This is a genomic window from Escherichia albertii NBRC 107761 = DSM 17582 (assembly GCF_000759775.1).
GTDB lineage: Bacteria > Pseudomonadota > Gammaproteobacteria > Enterobacterales > Enterobacteriaceae > Escherichia > Escherichia albertii.
The window spans coordinates 33020-54998 of sequence record NZ_BBMY01000018.1; the positions used below are offsets into that span (position 1 = coordinate 33020).

Annotated in this window: 22 protein-coding genes; 7 read left to right on the top strand and 15 right to left on the bottom strand. The window is 48.7% G+C overall.

Annotation, left to right across the window (positions count from 1 at the left end):
- Positions 1–21: 21 nt before the first annotated feature.
- From EA14781_RS05360 to EA14781_RS05395, 8 genes are read right to left on the bottom strand one after another with little or no spacing between them, the layout of a single operon-like run.
- Complete coding sequence (locus EA14781_RS05360; protein WP_000114544.1) at positions 22–1332, bottom strand: TRAP transporter large permease; 1311 nt, start codon at positions 1330–1332, stop codon at positions 22–24.
- Complete coding sequence (locus EA14781_RS05365) at positions 1332–1793, bottom strand: TRAP transporter small permease (RefSeq protein WP_024164623.1); 462 nt, start codon at positions 1791–1793, stop codon at positions 1332–1334. The genes EA14781_RS05360 and EA14781_RS05365 overlap by 1 nt, the downstream gene beginning before the upstream one ends.
- Positions 1794–1852: 59 nt before the next feature.
- A complete protein-coding gene (locus EA14781_RS05370) occupies positions 1853–2821 on the bottom strand; it encodes a C4-dicarboxylate TRAP transporter substrate-binding protein (RefSeq protein ID WP_000735643.1) in 969 nt (322 codons plus the stop codon).
- 27 nt (positions 2822–2848) lie between these two features.
- Positions 2849–4045 (bottom strand): UxaA family hydrolase, encoded by a 1197-nt coding sequence (locus tag EA14781_RS05375; protein ID WP_000399434.1) that lies wholly within the window; start codon positions 4043–4045, stop codon positions 2849–2851.
- Entirely contained in the window at positions 4045–4356 is a 312-nt protein-coding gene (locus EA14781_RS05380; protein ID WP_024164624.1) for a UxaA family hydrolase, read from the bottom strand. Before EA14781_RS05380 ends, EA14781_RS05375 begins: the two co-directional genes overlap by 1 nt.
- A gap of 14 nt (positions 4357–4370) precedes the next feature.
- Positions 4371–5126, bottom strand: a complete 756-nt coding sequence (locus EA14781_RS05385) for an SDR family NAD(P)-dependent oxidoreductase (RefSeq protein ID WP_000991078.1) — start codon at positions 5124–5126, stop codon at positions 4371–4373.
- Between the two features lie 11 nt (positions 5127–5137).
- Entirely contained in the window at positions 5138–6151 is a 1014-nt protein-coding gene (locus tag EA14781_RS05390) for a zinc-binding alcohol dehydrogenase family protein (RefSeq protein WP_000646086.1), read from the bottom strand.
- A 12-nt stretch (positions 6152–6163) separates the two neighbouring features.
- Positions 6164–6850 carry an RraA family protein gene (locus tag EA14781_RS05395; protein ID WP_000265974.1) on the bottom strand — a complete coding sequence of 229 codons (687 nt, stop codon included), beginning with the start codon at positions 6848–6850 and terminating at the stop codon, positions 6164–6166.
- Positions 6851–7077: 227 nt separating this feature from the next.
- On the opposite strand from EA14781_RS05395, the gene EA14781_RS05400 reads away from it, so the two are divergent.
- The 6 genes from EA14781_RS05400 (at position 7078) to EA14781_RS05425 (ending at position 14135) form a co-directional block, all read left to right on the top strand.
- Positions 7078–7782, top strand: coding sequence for a FadR/GntR family transcriptional regulator (locus EA14781_RS05400; RefSeq protein WP_000004199.1), 705 nt, complete (start codon positions 7078–7080; stop codon positions 7780–7782).
- 287 nt (positions 7783–8069) lie between these two features.
- Entirely contained in the window at positions 8070–8639 is a 570-nt protein-coding gene (locus EA14781_RS05405) for a fimbrial protein (RefSeq protein ID WP_001275019.1), read from the top strand.
- A gap of 56 nt (positions 8640–8695) precedes the next feature.
- Positions 8696–11137: a fimbria/pilus outer membrane usher protein gene (locus tag EA14781_RS05410; protein ID WP_024164625.1), complete on the top strand. Its 2442-nt coding sequence runs from the start codon at positions 8696–8698 to the stop codon at positions 11135–11137.
- 13 nt (positions 11138–11150) lie between these two features.
- Positions 11151–11882: a fimbrial biogenesis chaperone gene (locus tag EA14781_RS05415; RefSeq protein WP_000222976.1), complete on the top strand. Its 732-nt coding sequence runs from the start codon at positions 11151–11153 to the stop codon at positions 11880–11882.
- Positions 11879–12940, top strand: coding sequence for a fimbrial protein (locus EA14781_RS05420; protein ID WP_000578493.1), 1062 nt, complete (start codon positions 11879–11881; stop codon positions 12938–12940). The genes EA14781_RS05415 and EA14781_RS05420 overlap by 4 nt, the downstream gene beginning before the upstream one ends.
- 148 nt (positions 12941–13088) lie before the next feature.
- Positions 13089–14135 carry an AbrB family transcriptional regulator gene (locus EA14781_RS05425; RefSeq protein WP_001122029.1) on the top strand — a complete coding sequence of 349 codons (1047 nt, stop codon included), beginning with the start codon at positions 13089–13091 and terminating at the stop codon, positions 14133–14135.
- Here the strand turns inward: EA14781_RS05425 and nei are convergent.
- From nei to ybgI, 5 genes are read right to left on the bottom strand one after another with little or no spacing between them, the layout of a single operon-like run.
- On the bottom strand, positions 14132–14923 hold the full coding sequence (gene nei, locus EA14781_RS05430; RefSeq protein ID WP_001113982.1) for an endonuclease VIII: 792 nt from the start codon (positions 14921–14923) through the stop codon (positions 14132–14134). The genes EA14781_RS05425 and nei overlap by 4 nt on opposite strands.
- Positions 14924–14958: 35 nt before the next feature.
- The gene (gene pxpA, locus EA14781_RS05435) at positions 14959–15693 is read right to left on the bottom strand and encodes a 5-oxoprolinase subunit PxpA (RefSeq protein WP_000687104.1); all 735 of its coding nucleotides are present in this window, start codon (positions 15691–15693) and stop codon (positions 14959–14961) included.
- Positions 15683–16615 (bottom strand): 5-oxoprolinase subunit PxpC, encoded by a 933-nt coding sequence (pxpC, locus tag EA14781_RS05440; RefSeq protein ID WP_000912751.1) that lies wholly within the window; start codon positions 16613–16615, stop codon positions 15683–15685. Before pxpC ends, pxpA begins: the two co-directional genes overlap by 11 nt.
- Positions 16609–17265 carry a 5-oxoprolinase subunit PxpB gene (pxpB, locus tag EA14781_RS05445; RefSeq protein ID WP_001188363.1) on the bottom strand — a complete coding sequence of 219 codons (657 nt, stop codon included), beginning with the start codon at positions 17263–17265 and terminating at the stop codon, positions 16609–16611. The genes pxpC and pxpB overlap by 7 nt, the downstream gene beginning before the upstream one ends.
- Before the next feature lie 22 nt (positions 17266–17287).
- Positions 17288–18031 (bottom strand): radiation resistance protein YbgI, encoded by a 744-nt coding sequence (gene ybgI / locus EA14781_RS05450; RefSeq protein ID WP_000798860.1) that lies wholly within the window; start codon positions 18029–18031, stop codon positions 17288–17290.
- A gap of 271 nt (positions 18032–18302) precedes the next feature.
- On the opposite strand from ybgI, the gene dtpD reads away from it, so the two are divergent.
- Positions 18303–19784 carry a dipeptide permease DtpD gene (dtpD, locus tag EA14781_RS05455; protein ID WP_001081560.1) on the top strand — a complete coding sequence of 494 codons (1482 nt, stop codon included), beginning with the start codon at positions 18303–18305 and terminating at the stop codon, positions 19782–19784.
- Positions 19785–19931: 147 nt separating this feature from the next.
- Here dtpD and phrB read toward each other — a convergent pair whose 3' ends face one another.
- Together phrB and EA14781_RS05465 are read right to left on the bottom strand one after the other, a co-directional pair.
- Positions 19932–21350, bottom strand: a complete 1419-nt coding sequence (phrB, locus tag EA14781_RS05460; protein ID WP_000152357.1) for a deoxyribodipyrimidine photo-lyase — start codon at positions 21348–21350, stop codon at positions 19932–19934.
- The gene (locus tag EA14781_RS05465) at positions 21347–21856 is read right to left on the bottom strand and encodes a YbgA family protein (protein WP_001076027.1); all 510 of its coding nucleotides are present in this window, start codon (positions 21854–21856) and stop codon (positions 21347–21349) included. The genes phrB and EA14781_RS05465 overlap by 4 nt, the downstream gene beginning before the upstream one ends.
- Positions 21857–21979: the final 123 nt, after the last annotated feature.

Genomic DNA, 21979 nt, shown 5'->3' on the forward strand with positions numbered 1-21979 from the left:
ATTCACGCAGGGTTTTTATTTCTACACCAACAGTAACGATATTGCCGGAATATAGGTAATTACCAACAGCAGTAAAATCAGACTTATCAGTAATGGCACCGCTTCACGCATAAATTGCCCGACAGAAACCTGTACCGTATTACACACCAGCAACATCACCGTTCCAACAGGTGGCGATAATGTTCCTAACGATAAGTTGAGAATCATGATGATGCCAAAATGTACTGGATCAATGCCAAAGTGTGCCACCACAGGCTTGAGCAACGGTACTAATATCAGCAGGATGGCACTACCCTCAAGAAACATGCCAAGCACCAGCAGTAATATATTAATAATCAATAAAAAAACGTATTTATTATCGGTCAGGGAAGTCACAAACCCGGCAACCGTTATACCTGCGCGCTCCAGAGAAAATATCCAGCCCAGTGCCGCACTCGCCATGATAATTAACATCACCGATGCTGTGGATCGCGCCGTCTCAGATAACGCAGTAAATACATGGCTAATTTTCAGTTCGCGATAAATCACAAAACCAATAAACATAACCAATAATACCGCCACTGCCCCGGCTTCCGTCGGCGTGAAAATATTTGCCCGAATGCCGCCGATAACCGCAACAATCAGAAATAATGCAGGCCACGCCTGTACCAACGCCACTGACACTTCTTTTGGTTTTGGCCAGTGTTCGCTGGAAGGTTTTAAACCGCGACGAATCGCCACCAGCCATACGGTTACAATCAACATAGCAGAACACAACAGACCCGGCAGGATCCCGGCCATAAACATGGAACCAATAGAAACATCTGCCACCAGTCCATACAGGATCAGCGCAATACCCGGAGGAATAATCGGCGTTATCAGCGAACCACAGGCCGTTATCGCTGCAGCAAAGCCGCGGGAATAGCCTTTTTGTTCCATCTCCGGCACCATCATGCGCGAGAGCATAACTGCATCGGCCAGATTAGAGGCGCTGACGCCGCCCATCATGGTGCTGACCAGAATATTTGCGCCCCCCAGTCCGCCGCGCATTCTGCCAACCAACACGTTGGCGATTTGTAAAATACGCGCGGCAATACCGGTATAGCTCATTAAGGTGCCTAATAAGATAAAAAATGGGATTGCCAGCAGCGACGGCGTTTGCGTTGTGGCAATTAATCGCTGGATTGCAACCATCAGCGGCACATTTGAATAACAGAGGAAATAAACCAGAATGCCGCAAAACATCGCCAGCCATACCGGCATATTAATAAATAAACAGATGAACATAAGCGGAATGATCATCAACCAATTATCCAGCCAGCTTCCCGCCAGTAATTCATGCAATACGCTCATTATTCACCTTCCTTGTGTGGCGTTTTCTTTATCAGACGTAAAGTGGTAAAACAAGCAATACCAATAGCGCCAATCGTGACGGCTATATCAATCCAGAACCAGGATATTTTTAATATTTGTGTGGTTTTAATCGCTGTCCCGGCAGCTAACTTCCACGCCGACCAGGCCATAATAATCAATAAAAGAATAGATATCAGTGAGACAAATAGTGTTAATACGCGTTGCCTGCGTCGTGTCAGCGCATCAGCTAAAAAGGGAATCGACAAATGAGTATTATCTCGCTCGGCAACAACAGCACCAAACATTACCACCCAAATCATTAATAAACCTGAAAATTCCTCTGTCCACTGTAATGGCATATTAAAGCAGTAGCGCATTATTACTGCAGCAATAGTTATTATCACCAATAAAAAGAGTGTTAATACCGCAGCAACTTCGACCATTTTCCCTAAAAGACGCATAAACACCTCGGCTCTTAATAGTCGGTGCCGAAACACCGACCTGTCCTTATACCGTGAAGCTATTTCAGTTGTTGCTGAATAGTGTCATAGAGTCCTGGTGTCCATTCTGGAAATTGCTGATATACCTTAAGCGCTTTTTCTCTGAAAGGCGCTACGTCAGGATAAATAATTTCCACACCTTGTTTCTGCATAGCTTTCAACATTGCCGCATCCTGCTCAGCAGTGATTTTCTGGCTATAAAGACCGGCATCATACGCTGTTTTATGAATAATCTCTAACTGTGTTGGCGTCAACGTGCTGAAAAACGCCTCACCGCCTAACCACAATGATGTATTAGTTAAATAATTCACCATCGACAGATATTTCGCCTGTTCGTGTAGTTTTTGCCCATACAACACCGAAACCGGATTTTCCACACTGTCAATCATCCCCTGAGTCAAAGCCGGATAAACATCCCCCAACGGCATTGGCGTTGGTGTCGCTCCCATTGCCTCAATAGCTTTAATCTGCATGACGTTATTCGGCACGCGAATCTTCATTCCTTTCAGATCTTCAGGTGTACGAATCGGTTTTTTAGCAATGATCTGTCGAGTACCGTACAGATAGTTGCTCATGACAATATGCACACCTTTTTCCCGCAGTTTCTGTTCTTTTTGTTTAAACCAGTCACTGGCATAAATCGCAAACAGTTTCTGCGGATCGTCAGTTAAATAAGGCCCGAATAATATCCCCAGATCCGCATCATAATCAGTCAGAAAACCGACATCACTAATAGTGATAATATTCATCCCCATCAGTGCCTGTTCAGTAATATCCTGTTTAGAACCTAACTGTGAGCTGGGATAAAGCTCAAAAACAATATCTCCATTACTCTCCTTCTTCACCAGGTCTGCCCAGTATTTTACTACTGTATCCGCAGGTTCTCCGGGGTTACTTTCATAGGCGACTTTAATGGTAACCGGTGCAGCGTATAGCTGCGGACTGAATAAAGCGAAAAGAAATAAAAATGGTACCAGTAATTTTTTCATTGTTATTACCTGTATGAGCTTTATCGATTAACGGGGATCTGCCCGACAGACTGCGCTTGTACTGTAATCAAATGCTTTATATGTTAAAACAAACTCCTGATGCTCCAGCCGTTCTGCGGCGCAATGTTGGCCGTTTGCAACACTTTCAATCGCCTGCATAATATCGTCTGCAATATTGTCGAGTGTTGCACCTTCGCTAATTACACGTCCGGCATTAACGTCCATATCGTCAGATAAATGTTCCCACGTCTGCGGGTTATTACACACTTTAATAATCGGTGCGATAACAGAACCAATAACCGAACCACGTCCGGTTGTAAATAAAACCAGATGGCAACCAGAGGCGATTAATTCCAGTGCTTCAGAGGAATCATTAATATTCGGATATCCAAAACGCGGTTCTCCGTCGGGTACAACGTCCATTAACCAAAGCCCAGGAAATGGCGCTTGTTGTGTCGGTAAAATAACACCCGCAATATGACCATCACCGGATTTTGTATAAGCACCGAGGGATTTTTCTTCCTGCGTAGTTAAGCCGCCTTCAGCATTGCCATTGGAAAAACTCCCCAGTCCCATCAGACTGTAATAACGTTCTGCTTTTGTCATTGCCGCTTCGATAGCGTCCCGTGCCTGCGCACTGCCCGCACGCGACATCATATGCCGCTCGCAGCCAAGCAGCTCACCACTTTCTTCGAAAATGCAGGTTACCCCTTTCTCCAGCAGACGGTTAAAGGCACGCCCTACAGCCGGATTGCCCGTGATACCACTGGTGCCATCAGACCCCCCGCAAATAGTGCCGACCACCAGATCGCTCCAGTTCAATGCACAACGCGGTGTATGCGCTAATTGCTCCAGCATTTCAGTGACTCGTTGCTTACCCAGCATAATGGTGTTGCTAGTCCCTTTATTTTCCTGAATGACCAGCGTATGGCACGGTCGCCCACTCTCCATGATTTCCTGCTCCAGGCGGCGACGATCAAAATTCTCACACCCCAGAGAGATCAGCAGCACCCCACCCACATTGCTATGAGTCGCTAAATTTTTAACCAACCGATAGCCGTAATCGCTGGGATAGCAGCCAGAAAAACCAAAATACTGCACATCGTGACAAGAAAACGCTCTGGCAATCTCTTTAGCAACATGGCTGGCGCACTCCACCATAAAGATCACCTGCACTGTATTACGGATACCCGGTTGGCCACTTTGCCGTACATAACCTTCCATTATGTTTTTTCCTCTGACTGATATCCGGCATCATCATGATGAAAGATAGCAATGACATTGCTAGTGAGGTTATGGGAATGCACATGTTCACCTATGGCGATATCACGGGTAGCGTGTCCGATAACAGCACCATATTTCACAATTGAATCACCGTGTTTCACCACCTCACAGGCCAGCTTGTGACCCAAAGTTGTGCCATTGCTCGCCACCATTTCGCCATCGTCCCACCAGACGATATCGCCGCAGGCGATATCATTCAGCGCAACCACGCAGTTGTCACTGGCATGAAGTTTTAACGCTCGTTTGCGCATAATTTCTCCGTCAATCAGAAGCCAATCAATGCGCCGCCATCAACCACCAGCACCTGGCCACTGACAAACGCTGCCGCATCTGATGCCAGATAAACGGCTGCCCAGCCAATATCTTCTGGCTTACCGAATTTTTTCATCGGTGTCCGACCAAGAATTTTGTTGCGGCGTTCATCATCACCTTCAATGGCTTTACGCAGCATCGGCGTATCGATCCAGCCTGGCGCAATACCGTTGACGCGAATCCCATGAACGGCAAGTTCAGTGGTCATACCGCGAATCATGCCAAGATAGGCTGATTTTGCTGCACTGTAGCCGGTAACCAGCGGTTGCCCAAGAAACGAGGTCATAGAGGCAGTAAACAGAACACAACCGTGGCCACGTTGTTTCATATGCGGTACAAGGGCTTTAGTTAACGCAAATGCGCCAACTACGTGAACATCAAGCACAGATTCAAAATCACTGACGCTCATTTCTTCAATCGGCTTTTTGCAGTGATTCCCTGCGTTATTAACAAGAATATCGATAGCTCCGTGTTCATTAATAAGCGCATCCACTTTTGCCTGCGTGGTTGCGGTCTCTCTCACATCCATCTCAACCCAGCTCGCATTTATCCCCAGCGTCTGTGCCGTCGAACAGGCCAGTTCTGCATTCATGTCCGCAATAATCACCTTCGCACCGCTGACAAGCATGCATTTCGCCATCGCCAGCCCAAGCCCACTTGCTGCCCCTGTAATCAAAGCCGTTTTGTTTTGTAATGAAAAAGCATTCATGCCGTCGTTCCTTAAAGGTCAATGAGGATTTTGGTATACGCACCGGGATCATTTGCCCAGTCACTGAAAGCACGACCGGCCTGATCCAACGGATAGTGAGCGCTGACCAGCTTTTCTACCGGATAACGACCTGATTCCATTAACGCCAGCACAGCGCGAAAATCAGCCACGGTGGCATTTCGGGAACCACGGATATCCAGTTCTTTCATCAGGAAGGTTGCACTCTGATAACTCACTGGTTTTTTGGCATAACCGACATAAACCACCCGTCCACTAAAAGCAGCCAGATCAACGGATTGCTCAATGGTTTGCTGGTTTCCCACCGCCTCAATGACCACGTCCGGGCCACGCTCATCATTTAGTTGCGCCAGTTCCGCGACAACATCGCTTTGCTGCGAATTAAGAAACCGCCTTGCACCACATGCCAAGGCAATGTTTTGTTTACGATCGTCGATATCAATCGCTATCACTCGCGCGCCCATTGCAGATGCCGCAGCTATCGCCCCAAGGCCAATGACCCCGCAACCGATAACAGCCACCCACTCACCCACATTAATTTGTGCGCGTCTGGCGGCGTGTAATCCCACAGCCAGCGGTTCCACCAACGCTAACTCATCGACAGTTAAGGCATTACAGACAATGACTTTATGTGCTGGCATTGTTAGTTGTTGTGCCATTCCCCCCTGACGTTGCACGCCAAGCGTTTGATTATTTTTACAAGCATTGGGACGACCATTCAGACAGGAACTGCACACACCACATTCCGTGCATGGAAGCACAACCACCCGGTCCCCCGGCTTGATTGCCCCCGCCAGATCGCCAGTTGCCAGTACCGTGCCGCCAATTTCATGTCCGGGTATACAGGGGTACTTAACCAGCGGATTTAGTCCTCGCCAGGTATTAAGATCCGAGCCGCATAGTCCAACACGCTCAACATTGAGTAACACTTCGCCTTTACCGCAGACAGGTTCGGCGATATCCACAAATCGCGTCTGACTTCCCTGCTCAATTGTTAATGCCTTCATTCGTTGCTCTCCTTACATTACGCCGAAGGTTTCAAAGGCCTGTACCGTACTCATACCGCCGCTGATGGCTTTGCGAACTGCGCTTTCGGTGGTCACTTTTTCCAGCGCCAGAGTGATGACTTCCTTCTCAACACTCTGAGGAATGATCAGTAAGCCATCGCGATCGCCAAACACGATATCGCCCGGATTAACCTGTACACCGTGAAATTCAATCGGCACGTTAAAATCAATAACTTTCCCCCGCGGACCTTGATCCTGCGCGTAGGTGCCATGACAAAAGGTGGGAAAATGGAGTTCAATAATTTCAGCAGAGTCGCGGGCATAACCATCAAGCACCGCGCCAGCTGCTTTCAGGTGCATGGCACGGGTAGACATCAGTCCGCCCCACAGGACATAACGCAATGAACTGCCAGTAGTGATGTAAACATCGTTCTCTTTGAGGGCATCAAGCGCTTCAAACATGATACCGAACGGTTTTTCACCAATCGCTGTCTTACCTGACGAAGATTTGGTTTCATACACATCCGATTCCAGAACCGGCATCGCCCGGCCTGCCACCACCATATTGACTTCCAGCGGCTTGATCGCTGGCGAAACAAACTGATGCATATACCCCAGCGTATCGAGAATATCGCCAACTACGGCAGTGAACAGACGAGTTCTCATTAACGTAAAAAGTTCGTTATCACTCTTCCACATGACTTCCTATCCTGTAATCCTGTTTAACAGGTTTACAGGGTAAGGATAAAAAACGCTCGATACTGCGAAGGCCGTCACGAAAAAGTTGTGTATTCGCTATTTCTTCGCCACTCTTTCACTCAAAATGTGATCCCATAGCACAGGCGATCTGGCGATAATCAAAAAATCTGAAGAAAATATGTCGGACGCGGACCAGCTCGCCAAAAAACAGAACAACAGGAGCAAAAATGAGTGAGAGCGCGTTATTGACCAACGTAACGTTATCGTCACAGGTCAAAAATCATATTCTCAATCTGATTTCCGAACAGAAGCTAACGCCGGGAATGCCGGTTCCCAGCGAAGTGCAATTAATTCAAAAACTGGGAGTCAGTCGGGGAATTGTACGTGAAGCCTATCGCTCTCTTGCCGCGCTGGGCATTCTGGAAACGCACAGTGGCAAAGTCCCGCGAATCAAAAAGTTTGATGATGAAGTATTACGAGTAGTATTCGGTTTTGCGCTGGCTACAGAGCAGGTAACGACAGAGCAAATCCTGCAAGTACGCCGCTGGTTAGAGTTGGGCGTCGTGGAAGCGGCGGCCCGCAACGGTGAAGAGGAAGATTTTGCCAACCTGCGTGCCGAAATGGCGCAAATCCGTGAACAATTCGACGACGTTGAAAGCTTTATCACTCATGATATCCGTTTCCACCAACTACTGGCTGTCGCCTCGAAAAATCCATTATTTATGATGTTGTTGCAAGCTTTGCACCAACAACTACGGCAATCCATTCTGGAAGGGTTGAATGCACAAAGCGATCAGAAAGAATACGGACAAAAAATCATCAAACTTCACCAAATGATTTGCGACGCGGTATGTGCCAGAGATGTTGAAACTGCCACTCAGGCGATGAAATCACATTTTGACAGCCCGGTAAGTGCGCTAATTAATCACTAACAACGAGTAACCGCGGGATATCATCGATATCTCGCGAGTATAGTGTTGAATTATTTACATTATACGAAAATAGAAAATCATGATGATGATAAAAATAACGAATCTAGCCGAAATTTGTGGTGTTGCATATTAAAGATATTATTCATCAAACAAATAATAAAACACTAACCATCCAAATTTATTATTTATATATTCCGAAAAAAGACCATTCATCTATTTAACTTGAACCTGTTTTGCCTTCTAATGATAATCTGTCTGGAAACATTTTATTAAGAGGGATTTTAGTCATGTCCGCATTAAAGAAAAGTTTGCTTGGGTTTTCCGTCGCCCTTCTGATGACGTCTGCAGCGTATGCTGATGTCGATGGCGGATCTGGTGAGCTTCATTTCACCGGTACAGTGAGCAGCGCTCCTTGTGATATCCATCCTGATGATATAAACCAAGATATTGAATTAGGTAACGTAAGAACAACAGAGATTAACAACACCGGGCACTCGACAGAGAAAAGAATCGTTATTCGCTTAATCAATTGCGATATCCCCAATTCAGATGATGGTACGGGTTCTCCACTTACCAAAGTTACAATTACCTTTGATAGCGCTGCAAAAACGGTAATGGGCACGCCAATGCTGGCTAATACCACTACAGGCGGGGCTACTGGCGTTGGGGTAATGCTGTTCGATAAGGATCACAACCCAGTTACCTTAGGGCAAGCAAATCCAGATATTACTCTGAATCCAGCAGCCAGTGCCATGGATTTAGTCGCTTATGCCTGGATGCAACAGGTAGATAGCGGTACAGCAGTAACAGCAGGCGCCGTCACAGCCAATGCAACGTATGTTTTGACTTATAAATAATTGACAGTTTTCGGGCGGTCTCTGACCGCCTGTCATGAATATCAGGTATGGATGCTGTGAATATTCGTCGGTTACTGTTGTTTATTATTTTTTTTAATACGTCGTCTGTTATCGCCGTTGAATTTAACCTTAATGTGTTAGATAAATCTATGCGTAACAGCGTCGACTATTCTTTGCTGAAAGATCCCGCCGCCATCGCCCCCGGTGATTACTTTGTTGCGATAACAGTCAACAATAATAAAATCAGTGCAGGAAAAACAATTCGCTGGCAACAAACAGGCGATACAACCCAGCCTTGTATACCGACTGAACTTGCTAATTCCCTTGGATTAACAGAAGACGTCCGCCATTCACTAAAAGATGTAAAAGGGTGTGTGGATTTTTCTTCCCGCCCGGATATTATTTTTCTTTTTGATCAAGTCAATCAACAGCTAAATATAACTATTCCTCAGGCATGGTTGTTATGGCATTCACAAAACTGGACACCTCCTGAAACCTGGGACGCAGGCATCCCTGGATTTATTCTGGATTATAATCTTTTTGCCAGCGCCTATCGCCCTACGGAAGGGGATAAATCCAACAATATCAATACGTATGGCACAGCGGGGCTGAATGTACAATCATGGCGTTTACGTAGCGATTATCAATACGAACAAACACAAACAGACAACCAACATAAAAGTACAGGTTCGATCACCAGAACTTATCTGTTTCGACCATTGCCCACGCTGGGCGCTCGTTTGACGTTAGGTGAAAGCGATCTAAGTTCAAGTATTTTTGATGGTTTTTCCTATACCGGCGCTGAACTGAGTAGCGATGATCGAATGCTGCCCTGGGAGCTACGCGGTTATGCGCCACAAATCAACGGTATGGCGCAGACACATGCGACCGTCACCATCAGCTACGCGGGACGCGTGATTTACCAGACAAAAGTCGCTCCAGGACCCTTCATCATTACTGATTTAAACCAGTCGGTTCAGGGAACACTGGATGTCAAGGTGACGGAAGAAGATGGTCGGGTAAACTCATTTCAGGTTTCAGCCGCATCTACGCCTTTTTTAACACGTCAGGGTCAACTGCGTTACAGTATCGCCACTGGACGCGCCCGCTCATCACTCTCTCACCATGTTGCAGATGAAACTTTTTTAAGCAGCGAAGGTTCCTGGGGGATGTTGTCCAATACCTCGCTCTATGGCGGTATTTTGCTGTCTGGTGAAAATTACCGTTCTGTCGCGCTGGGGATTGGGCAAAATATGCTATGGCTGGGAGCCATCTCGTTTGATATCACCCGCGCCAATAGTCAGTTTACTGGCAACACCGAAGAAACGGGTTCCAGCTATCGTGTGAACTACTCTAAACGCTTTGACGCGACTGACAGCGTAATGTCGTTATCGGCCTACCGTTTTTCCGATCGCCATTTTCATAGTTACGCCAATTTTATCGATCACCAGTATAACAATGCAGATACCGATGATGAAAAACAGACCATTAGCCTTACTGCCAGCCAGCCCATATCACTACTCAATATGAATCTGAGTATGAGCGTGCTTCGACAAAGTTGGTGGAACGACGATTCTACAACCACCGCCAATATCAGCGCGGGGTTCAACTTTGATGTAGGTCGTTGGAAAGATATCTCCCTGACTACCGCTTACAACACTACGCACTACCAGGACAGCGGCAATGACAACCAGATCTATATCTCCATTTCACTTCCCATTGGCGAGAGCACGCGTCTGAGTTATGACATGCAAAACAGCGAAACAACATCACATCGGGTAAGCTGGAATGATTATTCGGACTCACACAACACCTGGGGCATTGCTTCTGGCGTTGAAAGTAATAAACCCGACTATGGCGCTCAATTCAGTGCTAATTACACTCACACCGCCTCGGCTGGCGAGTGGGATCTGTCAGGTAATTACGCCGTGGATGACTATCGGTCACTCAGTACCAGCTGGAGCGGTTCTTTTACCGCAACCTCCCAGGGAGCGGCCTTCCATCGTCGCGCAACAGCGAATGAACCACGTTTAATGGTGAGCACTAACGGAATTGCGGGTATTCCGATAGACGGAAATGACGATTATACAAATACCTTCGGTTACGCCGTGGTGCCAATGATATCCAGTTACCAGCCAACAACCATCGCCGTCAATATGGATGATCTCCCTGATGGGGTGACCGTCAGTGAAAATACCGTCAGAGAAACCTGGACTGAGGGTGCAATTGGTTACAAAAGTCTGGCATCTCGCGCAGGTAAAGAGATTAATGTGATCATTCGCGATCAAGCCGGCAATACACCGCCACTTGGTGCGGTAATTCGCCATAAAGATAACCAAACAGAAGTCGGAATGGTCAGTGAAGAAGGACACGCCTGGATTAGTGGGATAAATGCCGGGCAACAACTTATTGTCTTATGGGGAAATAACATGTGTCAGATCACCCTTCCTGAAGTGTTGGAGAATATCTCACAACGACTGTTGCTACCCTGTCATTAATTAAGGAAAAGAGATGACATATTATCGTGTAATTCCACTATTTTTTCTGGCAGCAACACTGTGCAGTCATGCAGCGCTACAACCCGATCGTACTCGCGTAGTGTTTAATGGTAATGAAAAAGCCAGTAGTGTAAAAATCGAAAATAAAAGCCCCGGAGATCCTTACCTGGCGTATTCCTGGATTGAAGATGAGAAAGGCAACAAGACCGACGATTATCTTGTTGCCCTACCACCGATTCAACGCATCAACCCCAGCGCTATTTCACAGGTGAGAATAGTTAAACAGCCTGCATCCGCTCAGCTTCCTACCGACCGTGAAACGTTATTTTATTATAATCTACGGGAAATTCCCCCGGCACCGGAAAAAGCAGAGGATGCCGCCCAATTACAAATCGCAATTCAAAGCCGCATAAAACTGTTCTGGCGGCCCGCGTCTTTGCGTAAAAAGATGGGAGATCGCGTTGAGTTGCAAATGAAAGCAACACAGCAAGGAGAAACGCTGACGTTACAGAACCCTACACCTTATTTCCTGACCATCGCCTATCTGGGAAAAAATAAAAACGGCGTGTTGCCTGGTTTTCAAAGTACAATGATTGCTCCCTTCAGTAGTACTCCAGTACATACGTCAGGTTATTCCGGCAACCATTTTTATTTGGGATATATGGATGACTACGGCGCCCTACGCATGACTCACTTATCCTGTCAGACAATTTGCACGCTGACACCAGAAGAGGTAAAACCATGATCTTCTGGCAGAGACTTGTTTTCTTATTCCTGCTTGCCTTCGTACCATTGAAAACAGCACTGGCGCTGGACTGCTATTTTGGAACATCCGGGGGCGCGACAGAGAAATTTGAAACGGTCAACGCTTTTGCTGTCCCCAGTAGCGCTAAACCAGGGGATAAAATTTGGGAATCAGATGACATTAAAATCCCCGTTTATTGTAACAACAATACTAACGGGGATTTCTCATCAGAGAATGTTTATGCCTGGGTAAATCCTTATCCAGGCATCCAGGATCGTTATTACCAACTCGGCGTCACCTACAATGGCATTGATTATGATTCAAGCCTCGGTAAAAACAAGATTGACACAAATCAATGTATTGACAGCACAAAGATCACCCAATACACCCCACAAGAAATTACAGAGATGGGTTGGCAAGATAAATTGTGCAGCAAAGATCCCAATAATATTCATCAATATCGTTCATTTGTCGCCCGAATGCGACTCTATGTAAAAGTTCGTGAAATGCCTCCTCACGACTACCAAAGTCCTTTGAGCGATTATGTAATTGTTCAGTTTGATGGCAAAGGGGGGATTAATGAAGGAGCGGACGCCAAAAATCTGAAATATCATATTAATGGCCTTAATAATATCCGTGTGCTGGACTGTAGCGTTAACTTCGCAATCACACCGCCAAATCAGGTAATTGATTTCGGCACATTTAGCGATCAGGATATTCGCCTGCGCAGCATGACTCGCACATTCAGCATAAAAACCACTAAAAATCAAAGTGGTACATGTACCGATGGTTTCAAAGTTTCCTCTTCTTTCTATACAGATGAAACTCTGACAGAAAATGATAAAGCGTTATTGATCGGTAACGGCTTACAACTACGTCTATTGGATGAAAACAATCAACCTTATGTGTTTAACAAATATACAGAATATGCCGATTTCACCAGCGATATGTTGATTTACGAAAAAAGATATACCGCTGAAATCTCAACAGTCGCTGGCGCAACTATTCGCACTGGCCCTTTTGAAACAGTTGTATTATTTAAAATCAATTACAATTAATTCGTCTCAATTCATCAACACAAAAATGGAGTGTCGGCTTAACAAGTATGCGAATTTATAATTTCATTGATTCCTGTTATTTTTTCTACATCTCTTTTTCTTTATGCTGCACTGATACACCAAAGACAGTTTAATCAGGGAGCAAAGAATGCCAATATTACCGTGGGGAATGTTATGTGTGCTGTCACTTCTCCTGTCTATTGGCTTTCTTGGTTTGCATCTCCCGGCGGCACTCTTGCTTGGTCCGATGATCGCCGGGATCATCTTCAGTATGCGCGGTATCACCCTGCAACTCCCCCGCTCCGCTTTTCTCGCCGCGCAGGCCATTCTTGGCTGCATGATTGCACAAAACCTGACCGGTTCGATTCTCACGACGCTGGCAGTTAACTGGCCAATTGTATTAGCTATTTTACTGGTGACGTTACTCGCCAGCGCTATTGTGGGCTGGTTATTGGTGCGCTATAGCTCACTGCCCGGAAATACTGGCGCATGGGGCTCTTCCCCTGGTGGCGCCGCGGCAATGGTCGCCATGGCGCAGGATTATGGCGCAGATATTCGTCTGGTAGCATTTATGCAGTATTTGCGAGTATTGTTTGTCGCAGGTGCAGCAGTACTGGTAACGCGCACGATGCTGGGCGATAACGCGGAATCGATGAATCAACAAATCGTCTGGTTCCCACCTGTCAGTATTCATCTCTTGTATACCATCTTGCTCGCCGTGATAGCCGGGACAATGGGATGCCTGCTACGTATTCCGTCTGGCACAATGCTCATTCCAATGCTGGCAGGCGCGCTGCTCCAGTCTGGCGATGTCATGACTATTGAACTTCCAGAATGGCTGCTGACGATAGCTTATATGGCGATTGGCTGGAGAATTGGCCTCGGTTTCGATAAACAAATCTTGCTACGCGCATTACGCCCACTACCGCAAATTCTGTTGTCAATTTTTGCTCTGCTGGCTATTTGCGCCGCAATGGCATGGGGGCTGACCCGGTTTATGCATATTGATTTTATGACCGCCTATCTCGCTACCAGCCCCGGAGGGCTGGATACAGTAGCGGTTATCGCTGCGGGTAGTAATGCTGATATGGCATTGATTATGGCGATGCAGACTCTGCGTCTGTTCAGCGTCTTGCTGACGGGACCTGCCATTGCGCGGTTTATTTCAACGTACGCGCCAAAGCGTTCGCATTAGCGCTGACAACCAGGGCACCAATAAAATGGGCGCGATGAGAGCATCGTTTTCTCAATAGTACTGCCGCACCGTTCACACTGTTCGCCGTCACGATGAAAAACCTTAAAACGAAATAACGCGCCGTGATGTTTGTTTTCATCAACCTGACCGCGCGTAGCATAAGAAAGACGCGGGATATCAAGTAGCGCGTGTGACAGCACATCCAGTTGCTGCGCATTGAGATCTTTCGCCTTATGCCTGCCGGTTAAACCAATCTGCCAGAGGATCTCCACACGCAGATAATTCCCCAACCCCGCCAGAAACGCCTGGTCGAGCAGTAATCCGGCAAACTGACGGTTGCGAAAACGCGGCGACAATAGCCGCTCTTTCACCATTTCCGACGTCAGATTCGGGTCCAGTACATCCGGTCCGACTCGCTGTAAAAACGGATGCGCCGTCAATTGTTCTGCCGTCAACATCTCAATATCGGAGGCGCTATAAAGCAGAATCGTTTTGTCGGCAGTTTGCAGTTTTACCCGCAATACACGCGTGGTCTGCGGCTCTTCGCCGGTATCTGCCACTCGCCAGACGCCGTAAAGCTGGTTGTGGCTATAGAGCGTTAAGCCATCGGAAAAATGAGTCAACAATGCTTTACCGCGCGTTTCCACATGGGTGACATGCTGACCAATAAGTTGTGATTGATAAAGTTTTAACTGCGGGAAGGCAAACCAGACATCCGTCAGTGGCTTACCTTTGATCGCCGCCTCCAGGTTATCCGCTGCGCGGCGGATTTCCGGGCCTTCAGGCATGATGATATCCTTTTTTCATTCTTTATTCAGTGGGATTATGCTACGACAATAATCCCTTTTTCGATAAATGCAGATCGTAGCCGGCGGGCGAATGCCAGCGCGTGCTCGCCGTCGCCGTGCAGGCAGATAGTTTGTGCCGTCACCTTCGCCCACTCCCCGGAGATACTTTTAACTCTACCGTTTTGCACCATCTCCAGCGTTTGCATCAGCGCCTGTTCTTCGTTTTCAATCAATGTCCCCGGCTGACTGCGCGGTACCAGCGAACCATCAGCCAGGTATCCGCGATCGGCAAACACTTCCTCACGCGTTGTCAGACCATATCGCGCGCTTGCGCGAATCAACTCGCTCCCCGCCAGCCCAACGAGGATCAGCGTCGGATCACAGGCATAAACCGCTCTGGCGATGGCGTCTGCCAGTTGTGCGTCTTTCGCCGCCTGGTTATACAACATACCGTGCGGTTTGACGTGACGCATTACGCCGCCTTCCGCACGGGCGATCGCAGCCAGCGCACCAATCTGGTACAGCGTCTGAGCGTAAACCGTTTCCGGCGTCAGTTGCATGGTGCTGCGACCAAAATTTTCCCTGTCAGGAAACCCCGGGTGGGCGCCAATCGCCACTCCGTTTTTTAACGCTTCACGCACGCTTACCAGCATAGTTTGCGCATCGCCTGCGTGAAATCCACAGGCAATATTGGCTGAGGAAATCAGCGTTAACAATTCAGCATCGCTGGCGCAGCCTTCGCCAAGATCGGCGTTCAGATCAATTTTCATTGTGCAGCCGCCACGCTAACTGTTCGAAGTATCGTTGCTGATCATGACGCGCTTTCAATGCTTCTTCCAGCGAGCACTGGACAAAGTGAATCGGCTGACCAAGCGGAATTTGCGCCAAATGGTACATATCAGCCTCAATAATGCAGGCGATACGCGGATAACCACCGGTGGTTTGCGCATCATTCATCAGTACAATCGGTTGCCCGTTATGTGGCACTTGCACAACACCGGGCAGCAATCCGTGGGATAATAGCTCCCGGTCAGTGGTCCGTTTTAAAATTTGCCCTTGCAAGCGATAGCCCATCCGGTTGCTTTGCGGACTCAGTTGCCAGGGCGAACGCCAGAATGCCTCCTGAGAGGCACGATCAAATTCATGATATTCCGGTCCCGGCAAGGCGCGAATACGGTTACCCCACAGTAGCTGTTTAACGCCCTGCGTCTCCATAAACTGGCGCCTGGCTTTCCCGACAGGAAGTCGGTCGCCATCTTTCAGTAAACGCCCTTCCAGCCCGCCAATACCCACTTTCAGATCGGTACTGCATGACCCCATCACTGACGGAACATCAATCCCCCCCGCCACTGCCAGATAACTACGTACACCATGTTGCGGACGTTTAAGCGTTAAACGTTGGCCCGCTTTCATCGGCAAGCGCCAGCCAGTCCACACGGCATTATCATCCAACCGCGCTTCACAGCCTGCACCTGTCAGGGCAAACCAGCCATCGCTTTCAAATTCAACCGTTAACTGACCGAGCGTTATCTCAAGTGCGGGTGCGTTGGCATCATTACCGACCAGCAGATTCGCAATGCGTAACGCGGGCATATCCAGCGCACCGCAATGGCTGACGCCCGACTGACGAAAACCGTGACGACCACCATCCTGCACAGTGGTGTACATACCCGCACGAATGATTTTCAGCATATCCCCTCCTTCTGCGGTACAAAGCGCACGCAATCTCCCGGATGCAACAAGATGGGTTCGTCACGCGTTGGATCAAACAGATTCAACGATGTCCGACCAATTAATTGCCAGCCGCCGGGCGTTGGCACGGGGTAAATGCCGGTTTGCGGCCCGCCGATGCCTACGGAACCCGCCGGAACGATCAGGCGCGGCTCAGCACGCCGCGGGGTATGCAGTTGTTCCGGCAAATTCCCGAGATACGGAAACCCCGGCTGAAAACCTAAGAACCAGACCACGTATTCTACGGAGGAATGCAGTTCGACAACCTGTTTTTCGCTCAACCCACAATGCGCAGCAACCACAGCCAGATCCGGCCCATCATCGCCGCCGTAAGTAACGGGAATTTCGATAAAACGCGACTCCGGTTCCAGCGCCTCGCTCTCTTCCCACCAACGCTGCAAACGCTCAATGGCGTCCAGCGCCAGTGATTCAGGGTTACGCAAAATCACCGTGATATTGTTCATGCCGGGAATAACTTCAACGACGTTCGGCATATCGACCAGACGCTGGGCCAGCCGCCAGATACGTTTCTGGCTAGCCAGTGTTATCGGCGGCTCCAGTTCCAGCACGACCGCCGTTTCACCTAACAGATAACAACGCGCTCGTTGCACTTTTGTTCCCTCTGATTATTCGTTATGCCGGATTTGGAATATCAATAAAGGTCACATCCAGATTGGTATTTTCGCTCAGCCACTCACTTAAGGCACGAATTCCGCCGCGTTCAGTAGCGTGATGACCCGCCGCATAAAAATGCAGTCCCTGCTCACGGGCCGAATGAATAGTTTGTTCTGAAACCTCACCAGTAATAAACGCGTCCACGCCAAAACGTGCGGCGCTATCGATAAAACTTTGCCCGCCACCAGTGCACCAAGCGACACGCTGTACCAATTCCGGTCCGGTGTCCCCGCACCACAGCGGCTTACGCCCCAGCCGCGCTTCAATCCAGGAGGCCAGTTCCAGCCCCGACACAGGCATCGTCAATTCGCCCCACAGTACCAGCGGCTCGATTTCACCCATTACCGTCATGCCCAGCAATGCCGCCAGTTGTGCGTTATTACCCAATTCTGGATGTGCATCCAGCGGCAAATGCCAGCCATAGAGGTTGATATCATTCGTCAGTAACGTTTTTAAACGGTTACGCTTCATGCCGCGAATCACCGGGGATTCACCTTTCCAGAAGTAACCGTGATGCACAATGACCGCATCAGCGTCCAGGCGAACCGCTTCATCGAGCAGTGCCTGGCTGGCAGTGACGCCGGTGACGATTTTTTGCACCGTCTCTTTGCCTTCCACCTGCAAACCATTCGGCGCGTAATCGCTAATCGCCGCGCTGTTCAGTTTTTCGTTAATCAGTTGTTCCAGTTCGGTGTTTTTCATCATCGCGCCTTCTGTATTCTGATAGCTAATCCGTTAACATAGCGTTACCTTGCCTGTTCGTCGATAGCCAATCTTTTGACATATTAAGAAACAAAGCCACTGCCAAAAGGCGCAAATTGTTTATCTCACCACGTCATACTTCATGTATATTTATGCAATCAGACAGCATATTGCATAAACAATCAGATCTGTATCAAAGTTATAACTTTAAGGAAACACACGCACACAGCACATTATTCTGACTGCGTTGCATTCACCCCCTGGATACATCATGAATAGACAAGCATCACAACCACGCGCTATTTACTACGTCGTCGCACTGCAAATTTGGGAATATTTTAGCTTCTATGGCATGCGCGCCCTGCTCATTCTCTACCTCACTAACCAACTGAAATACAACGATACCCATGCTTACGCGTTATTCAGCGCCTACTGTTCGCTGGTGTATGTCACGCCGATCCTCGGAGGTTTCCTGGCAGATAAAGTTCTCGGCAACCGAATGGCTGTAATGCTGGGAGCGTTGTTGATGGCGATTGGGCATCTGGTACTGGGGGCCAGTGAGATCCATCCAACGTTCCTTTATCTGTCGCTGGCGATTATTGTCTGCGGCTATGGTTTGTTTAAATCTAACGTCAGTTGCCTGCTAGGCGAGCTTTACGAACCGACCGATCCACGTCGCGATGGCGGTTTTTCGCTGATGTATGCGGCGGGTAATGTCGGCTCTATCATCGCACCTATCGCCTGTGGTTACGCCCAGGAAGAGTATAGCTGGGCGATGGGTTTTGGCCTGGCGGCTGTTGGTATGATCGCGGGCCTGGTCATTTTCTTATGTGGCAATCGTCATTTTGCTCATACCCGCGGCGTTAACAAAGAGGTACTGCGCGCGACAAACTTTCTTCTGCCAAACTGGGGATGGCTGCTGGTACTGCTGGTCGCAACCCCTGCGCTAATTACCGTACTGTTCTGGAAAGAGTGGTCGGTTTACGCCTTGATTATCGCCACTATTATTGGCCTTGGCGTACTGGCGAAAATTTATCGCAAAGCAGAAAACCAGAAACAGCGTAAAGAGCTGGGGCTGATTGTGACCCTCACTTTCTTCAGCATGTTGTTCTGGGCGTTTGCACAACAGGGCGGTAGCTCCATTAGTCTCTATATCGACCGCTTCGTTAACCGCGATATTTTCGGTTATACCGTTCCTACGGCGATGTTCCAGTCGATTAATGCCTTCGCGGTCATGCTGTGCGGTGTGTTCCTGGCGTGGGTGGTTAAAGAGAGTGTCGCGGGAAATCGTACCGTTCGAATCTGGGGAAAATTCGCTATTGGGCTCGGCCTGATGAGCGCCGGATTCTGCATTCTGGCCCTGAGCGCCCGCTGGTCGGCGATGTATGGTCACTCTTCCCTGCCGTTGATGGTGCTGGGGCTGGCGGTGATGGGCTTTGCCGAACTGTTTATCGACCCGGTTGCCATGTCGCAAATTACGCGCATTGAAATCCCCGGCGTAACCGGCGTATTAACCGGTATTTATATGCTGCTGTCGGGCGCAATTGCCAACTATCTGGCAGGCGTAATTGCCGACCAGACATCGCAATCTTCGTTTGATGCTTCCGGGGCGATCAACTACTCCATCAATGCGTATATTGAAGTATTTGATCAAATCACCTGGGGTGCGCTGGCCTGCGTCGGCCTGGTACTGATGATTTGGTTATATCAGGCACTGAAATTCAGAAACCGTGCGCTGGCACTGGAATCTTAATAGGCCCACACCGATGCCTGATGCGACGCTAACGCGTCTTATCAGGCCTGGATGGCCCTGCAATATATTGGATTTGCACTATTTGCCAGGCCGGATAAAGCGTTCACGCCGCATCCGGCATCTGGACACGATTGCCTGACGCGTCTGTTATTTCCCTTTCCTCGCCGCCTCATACGCTGCCAGCGTTCGCAGCCTTGCCTCTTTGTGATCGACAATCGGTTCTGGATAATCCAGCCTCACGCCTGCTTTCTGTGCCCATTTCCACGGCTCATGCACCGCTTTCCCTGGTACATCGCGCAGTTCCGGTAGCCACTGGCGGATAAACTCGCCTTCGTGGTCAAATTTCTCGCCCTGCGTTGTCGGGTTGAAAATACGAAAATACGGCGCAGCATCGGTTCCGGTAGAAGCCGCCCACTGCCAGCCGCCGTTATTCGCCGCCAAATCACCATCAATCAGTTGTGACATGAAATACCGCTCGCCTTCCCGCCAGTCGATCAACAAATCTTTCACCAGAAAACTGGCAGTAATCATCCGCAGACGGTTATGCATCCAGCCAGTGCTGTTAAGCTGGCGCATAGCGGCATCGACAATCGGATACCCGGTTTTTCCCTCCTGCCAGGCTTTTAAATGGGCGGGATTACTCTGCCACTGCACACGATCCGTCCAGGCAATAAACGGACGATGTTTACACAGCGTGGGGTAATACGTTATCAGGTGACGGTAGAACTCGCGCCATATCAGCTCATTAAGCCAGACGCTACCAGCCCCACCTTCCAGCGCCTGCGGCTGTTCCGCCAACAAGCGGTGCAAACACTGGCGAGGCGATCCCCCTCCCGTTGCCAGGCTGGCGGACAAACGGCTGGTGCCTTCCACTGCCGGAAAATCACGCTGTTGCTCATACTGCCCCACGCCGTTCTGGCAAAACTGGCGTAATTGTGCAATCGCCGCTTTTTCTTCCACCGGGAAATGAGCAGTATCGAAAGACTGACGAGGGTAATTCAGCGTAATAGATGGCGCGGGATCTATTGATCCGCTACTCCTAACTTTTGGCGCAGCGACGCACTCCGGCATCCCTTCCCGTAACCGTTTCAGCCAGGCATTCTTAAAAGGCGTAAAAACTTTGTACATCTCATGATTGCCGGTCATCACCGCGCCAGGCGGCAGGATCACGCTGTCATCAAATCCTTCACACACCACGTTACGCAGCGCTCTCTCAACCTGCACATCCCGCGCCCGCTCATTCACCTCATACTGATAGTTATAAAACAGATGGGTAACACGATTTTCCGCGCACACCTGTTTAACTATTTCGACACTGGCGGCAAAGTCATCCACTTCACGGAACAATAAAGGAATACCTTTTTCCGCCAGCGCGATTTGTAGCCCGTTCAGTTGCGCATTGATAAATTCAGCCTGACGCGGCGACATGCTATGTGCCGCCCACTGGCATGGTGTAGCGATGTACAGCGCCAGCACGCGTGCAGACGAATTGCGACAGGCGACAGCCAGCGCGAGATTATCGTGCAGACGTAAATCCTGGCGAAACCAGACCAGATGGATAGTCATAAAACTCCTGCATGGCGCAAGTGAATAACACGCGACCAAAGTTCGAAATAACGCTGCTCTGAAAGCCAGGCGTCAGGATAAAGCGCCATATAGTGTTTGATACGCATCAGCGGCGCAAGAAGCGGTTGCTCGCCACGGCGATAACTGTCGATAAGCGCCGCCAACTGCTGACGTTCTGTGGAATCAAGATGGGGGCGAAAATAACCCTGAACGTGCATCAAAACGTTGGTGTGGTCACGTCGGTTGGCAGGGTGAGAAAGCAAAACAATTACGCGCTGGCGGTATTCGTTGTAAAAATCATCCAGACTTTGCCACTGATGAATATCAGCCACAAACGGGCCGATTTTGCGGTACTCCGGTTGGGAATGAGCCAGAAATACCAGTTTATAGCGGCTGTGATAATTGTTGAGCGCCCCGCGCGTTAACCCATGTTCTTTCAGTCGATGTAACTCATGAAGGGCGAAGATACGGATAAGGGTGCTTTCATCAAATCGTTGCTGATTCATTACTGCTCCTGAACGGTTTACAGGAGTAAGTGTAGACGATGGTAAATGAATTTTGTGGGGTGATGCTTTCTTCCCTGCCAGGTTGTTATATCCAGTTCAAAAACAATCATTTTACATCATCGG

Excerpts from the sequence above, each read along its gene's own strand:
- EA14781_RS05360 (WP_000114544.1), bottom strand. The coding sequence starts at position 1,332 with ATGAGCGTATTGCATGAATTACTGGCGGGAAGCTGGCTGGATAATTGG.
- EA14781_RS05365 (WP_024164623.1), bottom strand. The coding sequence starts at position 1,793 with ATGCGTCTTTTAGGGAAAATGGTCGAAGTTGCTGCGGTATTAACACTC.
- EA14781_RS05370 (WP_000735643.1), bottom strand. The coding sequence starts at position 2,821 with ATGAAAAAATTACTGGTACCATTTTTATTTCTTTTCGCTTTATTCAGT.
- EA14781_RS05375 (WP_000399434.1), bottom strand. The coding sequence starts at position 4,045 with ATGGAAGGTTATGTACGGCAAAGTGGCCAACCGGGTATCCGTAATACA.
- EA14781_RS05380 (WP_024164624.1), bottom strand. The coding sequence starts at position 4,356 with ATGCGCAAACGAGCGTTAAAACTTCATGCCAGTGACAACTGCGTGGTT.
- EA14781_RS05385 (WP_000991078.1), bottom strand. The coding sequence starts at position 5,126 with ATGAATGCTTTTTCATTACAAAACAAAACGGCTTTGATTACAGGGGCA.
- EA14781_RS05390 (WP_000646086.1), bottom strand. The coding sequence starts at position 6,151 with ATGAAGGCATTAACAATTGAGCAGGGAAGTCAGACGCGATTTGTGGAT.
- EA14781_RS05395 (WP_000265974.1), bottom strand. The coding sequence starts at position 6,850 with ATGTGGAAGAGTGATAACGAACTTTTTACGTTAATGAGAACTCGTCTG.
- EA14781_RS05400 (WP_000004199.1), top strand. The coding sequence starts at position 7,078 with ATGAGTGAGAGCGCGTTATTGACCAACGTAACGTTATCGTCACAGGTC.
- EA14781_RS05405 (WP_001275019.1), top strand. The coding sequence starts at position 8,070 with ATGTCCGCATTAAAGAAAAGTTTGCTTGGGTTTTCCGTCGCCCTTCTG.
- EA14781_RS05415 (WP_000222976.1), top strand. The coding sequence starts at position 11,151 with ATGACATATTATCGTGTAATTCCACTATTTTTTCTGGCAGCAACACTG.
- EA14781_RS05420 (WP_000578493.1), top strand. The coding sequence starts at position 11,879 with ATGATCTTCTGGCAGAGACTTGTTTTCTTATTCCTGCTTGCCTTCGTA.
- EA14781_RS05425 (WP_001122029.1), top strand. The coding sequence starts at position 13,089 with ATGCCAATATTACCGTGGGGAATGTTATGTGTGCTGTCACTTCTCCTG.
- nei (WP_001113982.1), bottom strand. The coding sequence starts at position 14,923 with ATGCCTGAAGGCCCGGAAATCCGCCGCGCAGCGGATAACCTGGAGGCG.
- pxpA (WP_000687104.1), bottom strand. The coding sequence starts at position 15,693 with ATGAAAATTGATCTGAACGCCGATCTTGGCGAAGGCTGCGCCAGCGAT.
- pxpC (WP_000912751.1), bottom strand. The coding sequence starts at position 16,615 with ATGCTGAAAATCATTCGTGCGGGTATGTACACCACTGTGCAGGATGGT.
- ybgI (WP_000798860.1), bottom strand. The coding sequence starts at position 18,031 with ATGAAAAACACCGAACTGGAACAACTGATTAACGAAAAACTGAACAGC.
- dtpD (WP_001081560.1), top strand. The coding sequence starts at position 18,303 with ATGAATAGACAAGCATCACAACCACGCGCTATTTACTACGTCGTCGCA.
- phrB (WP_000152357.1), bottom strand. The coding sequence starts at position 21,350 with ATGACTATCCATCTGGTCTGGTTTCGCCAGGATTTACGTCTGCACGAT.
- EA14781_RS05465 (WP_001076027.1), bottom strand. The coding sequence starts at position 21,856 with ATGAATCAGCAACGATTTGATGAAAGCACCCTTATCCGTATCTTCGCC.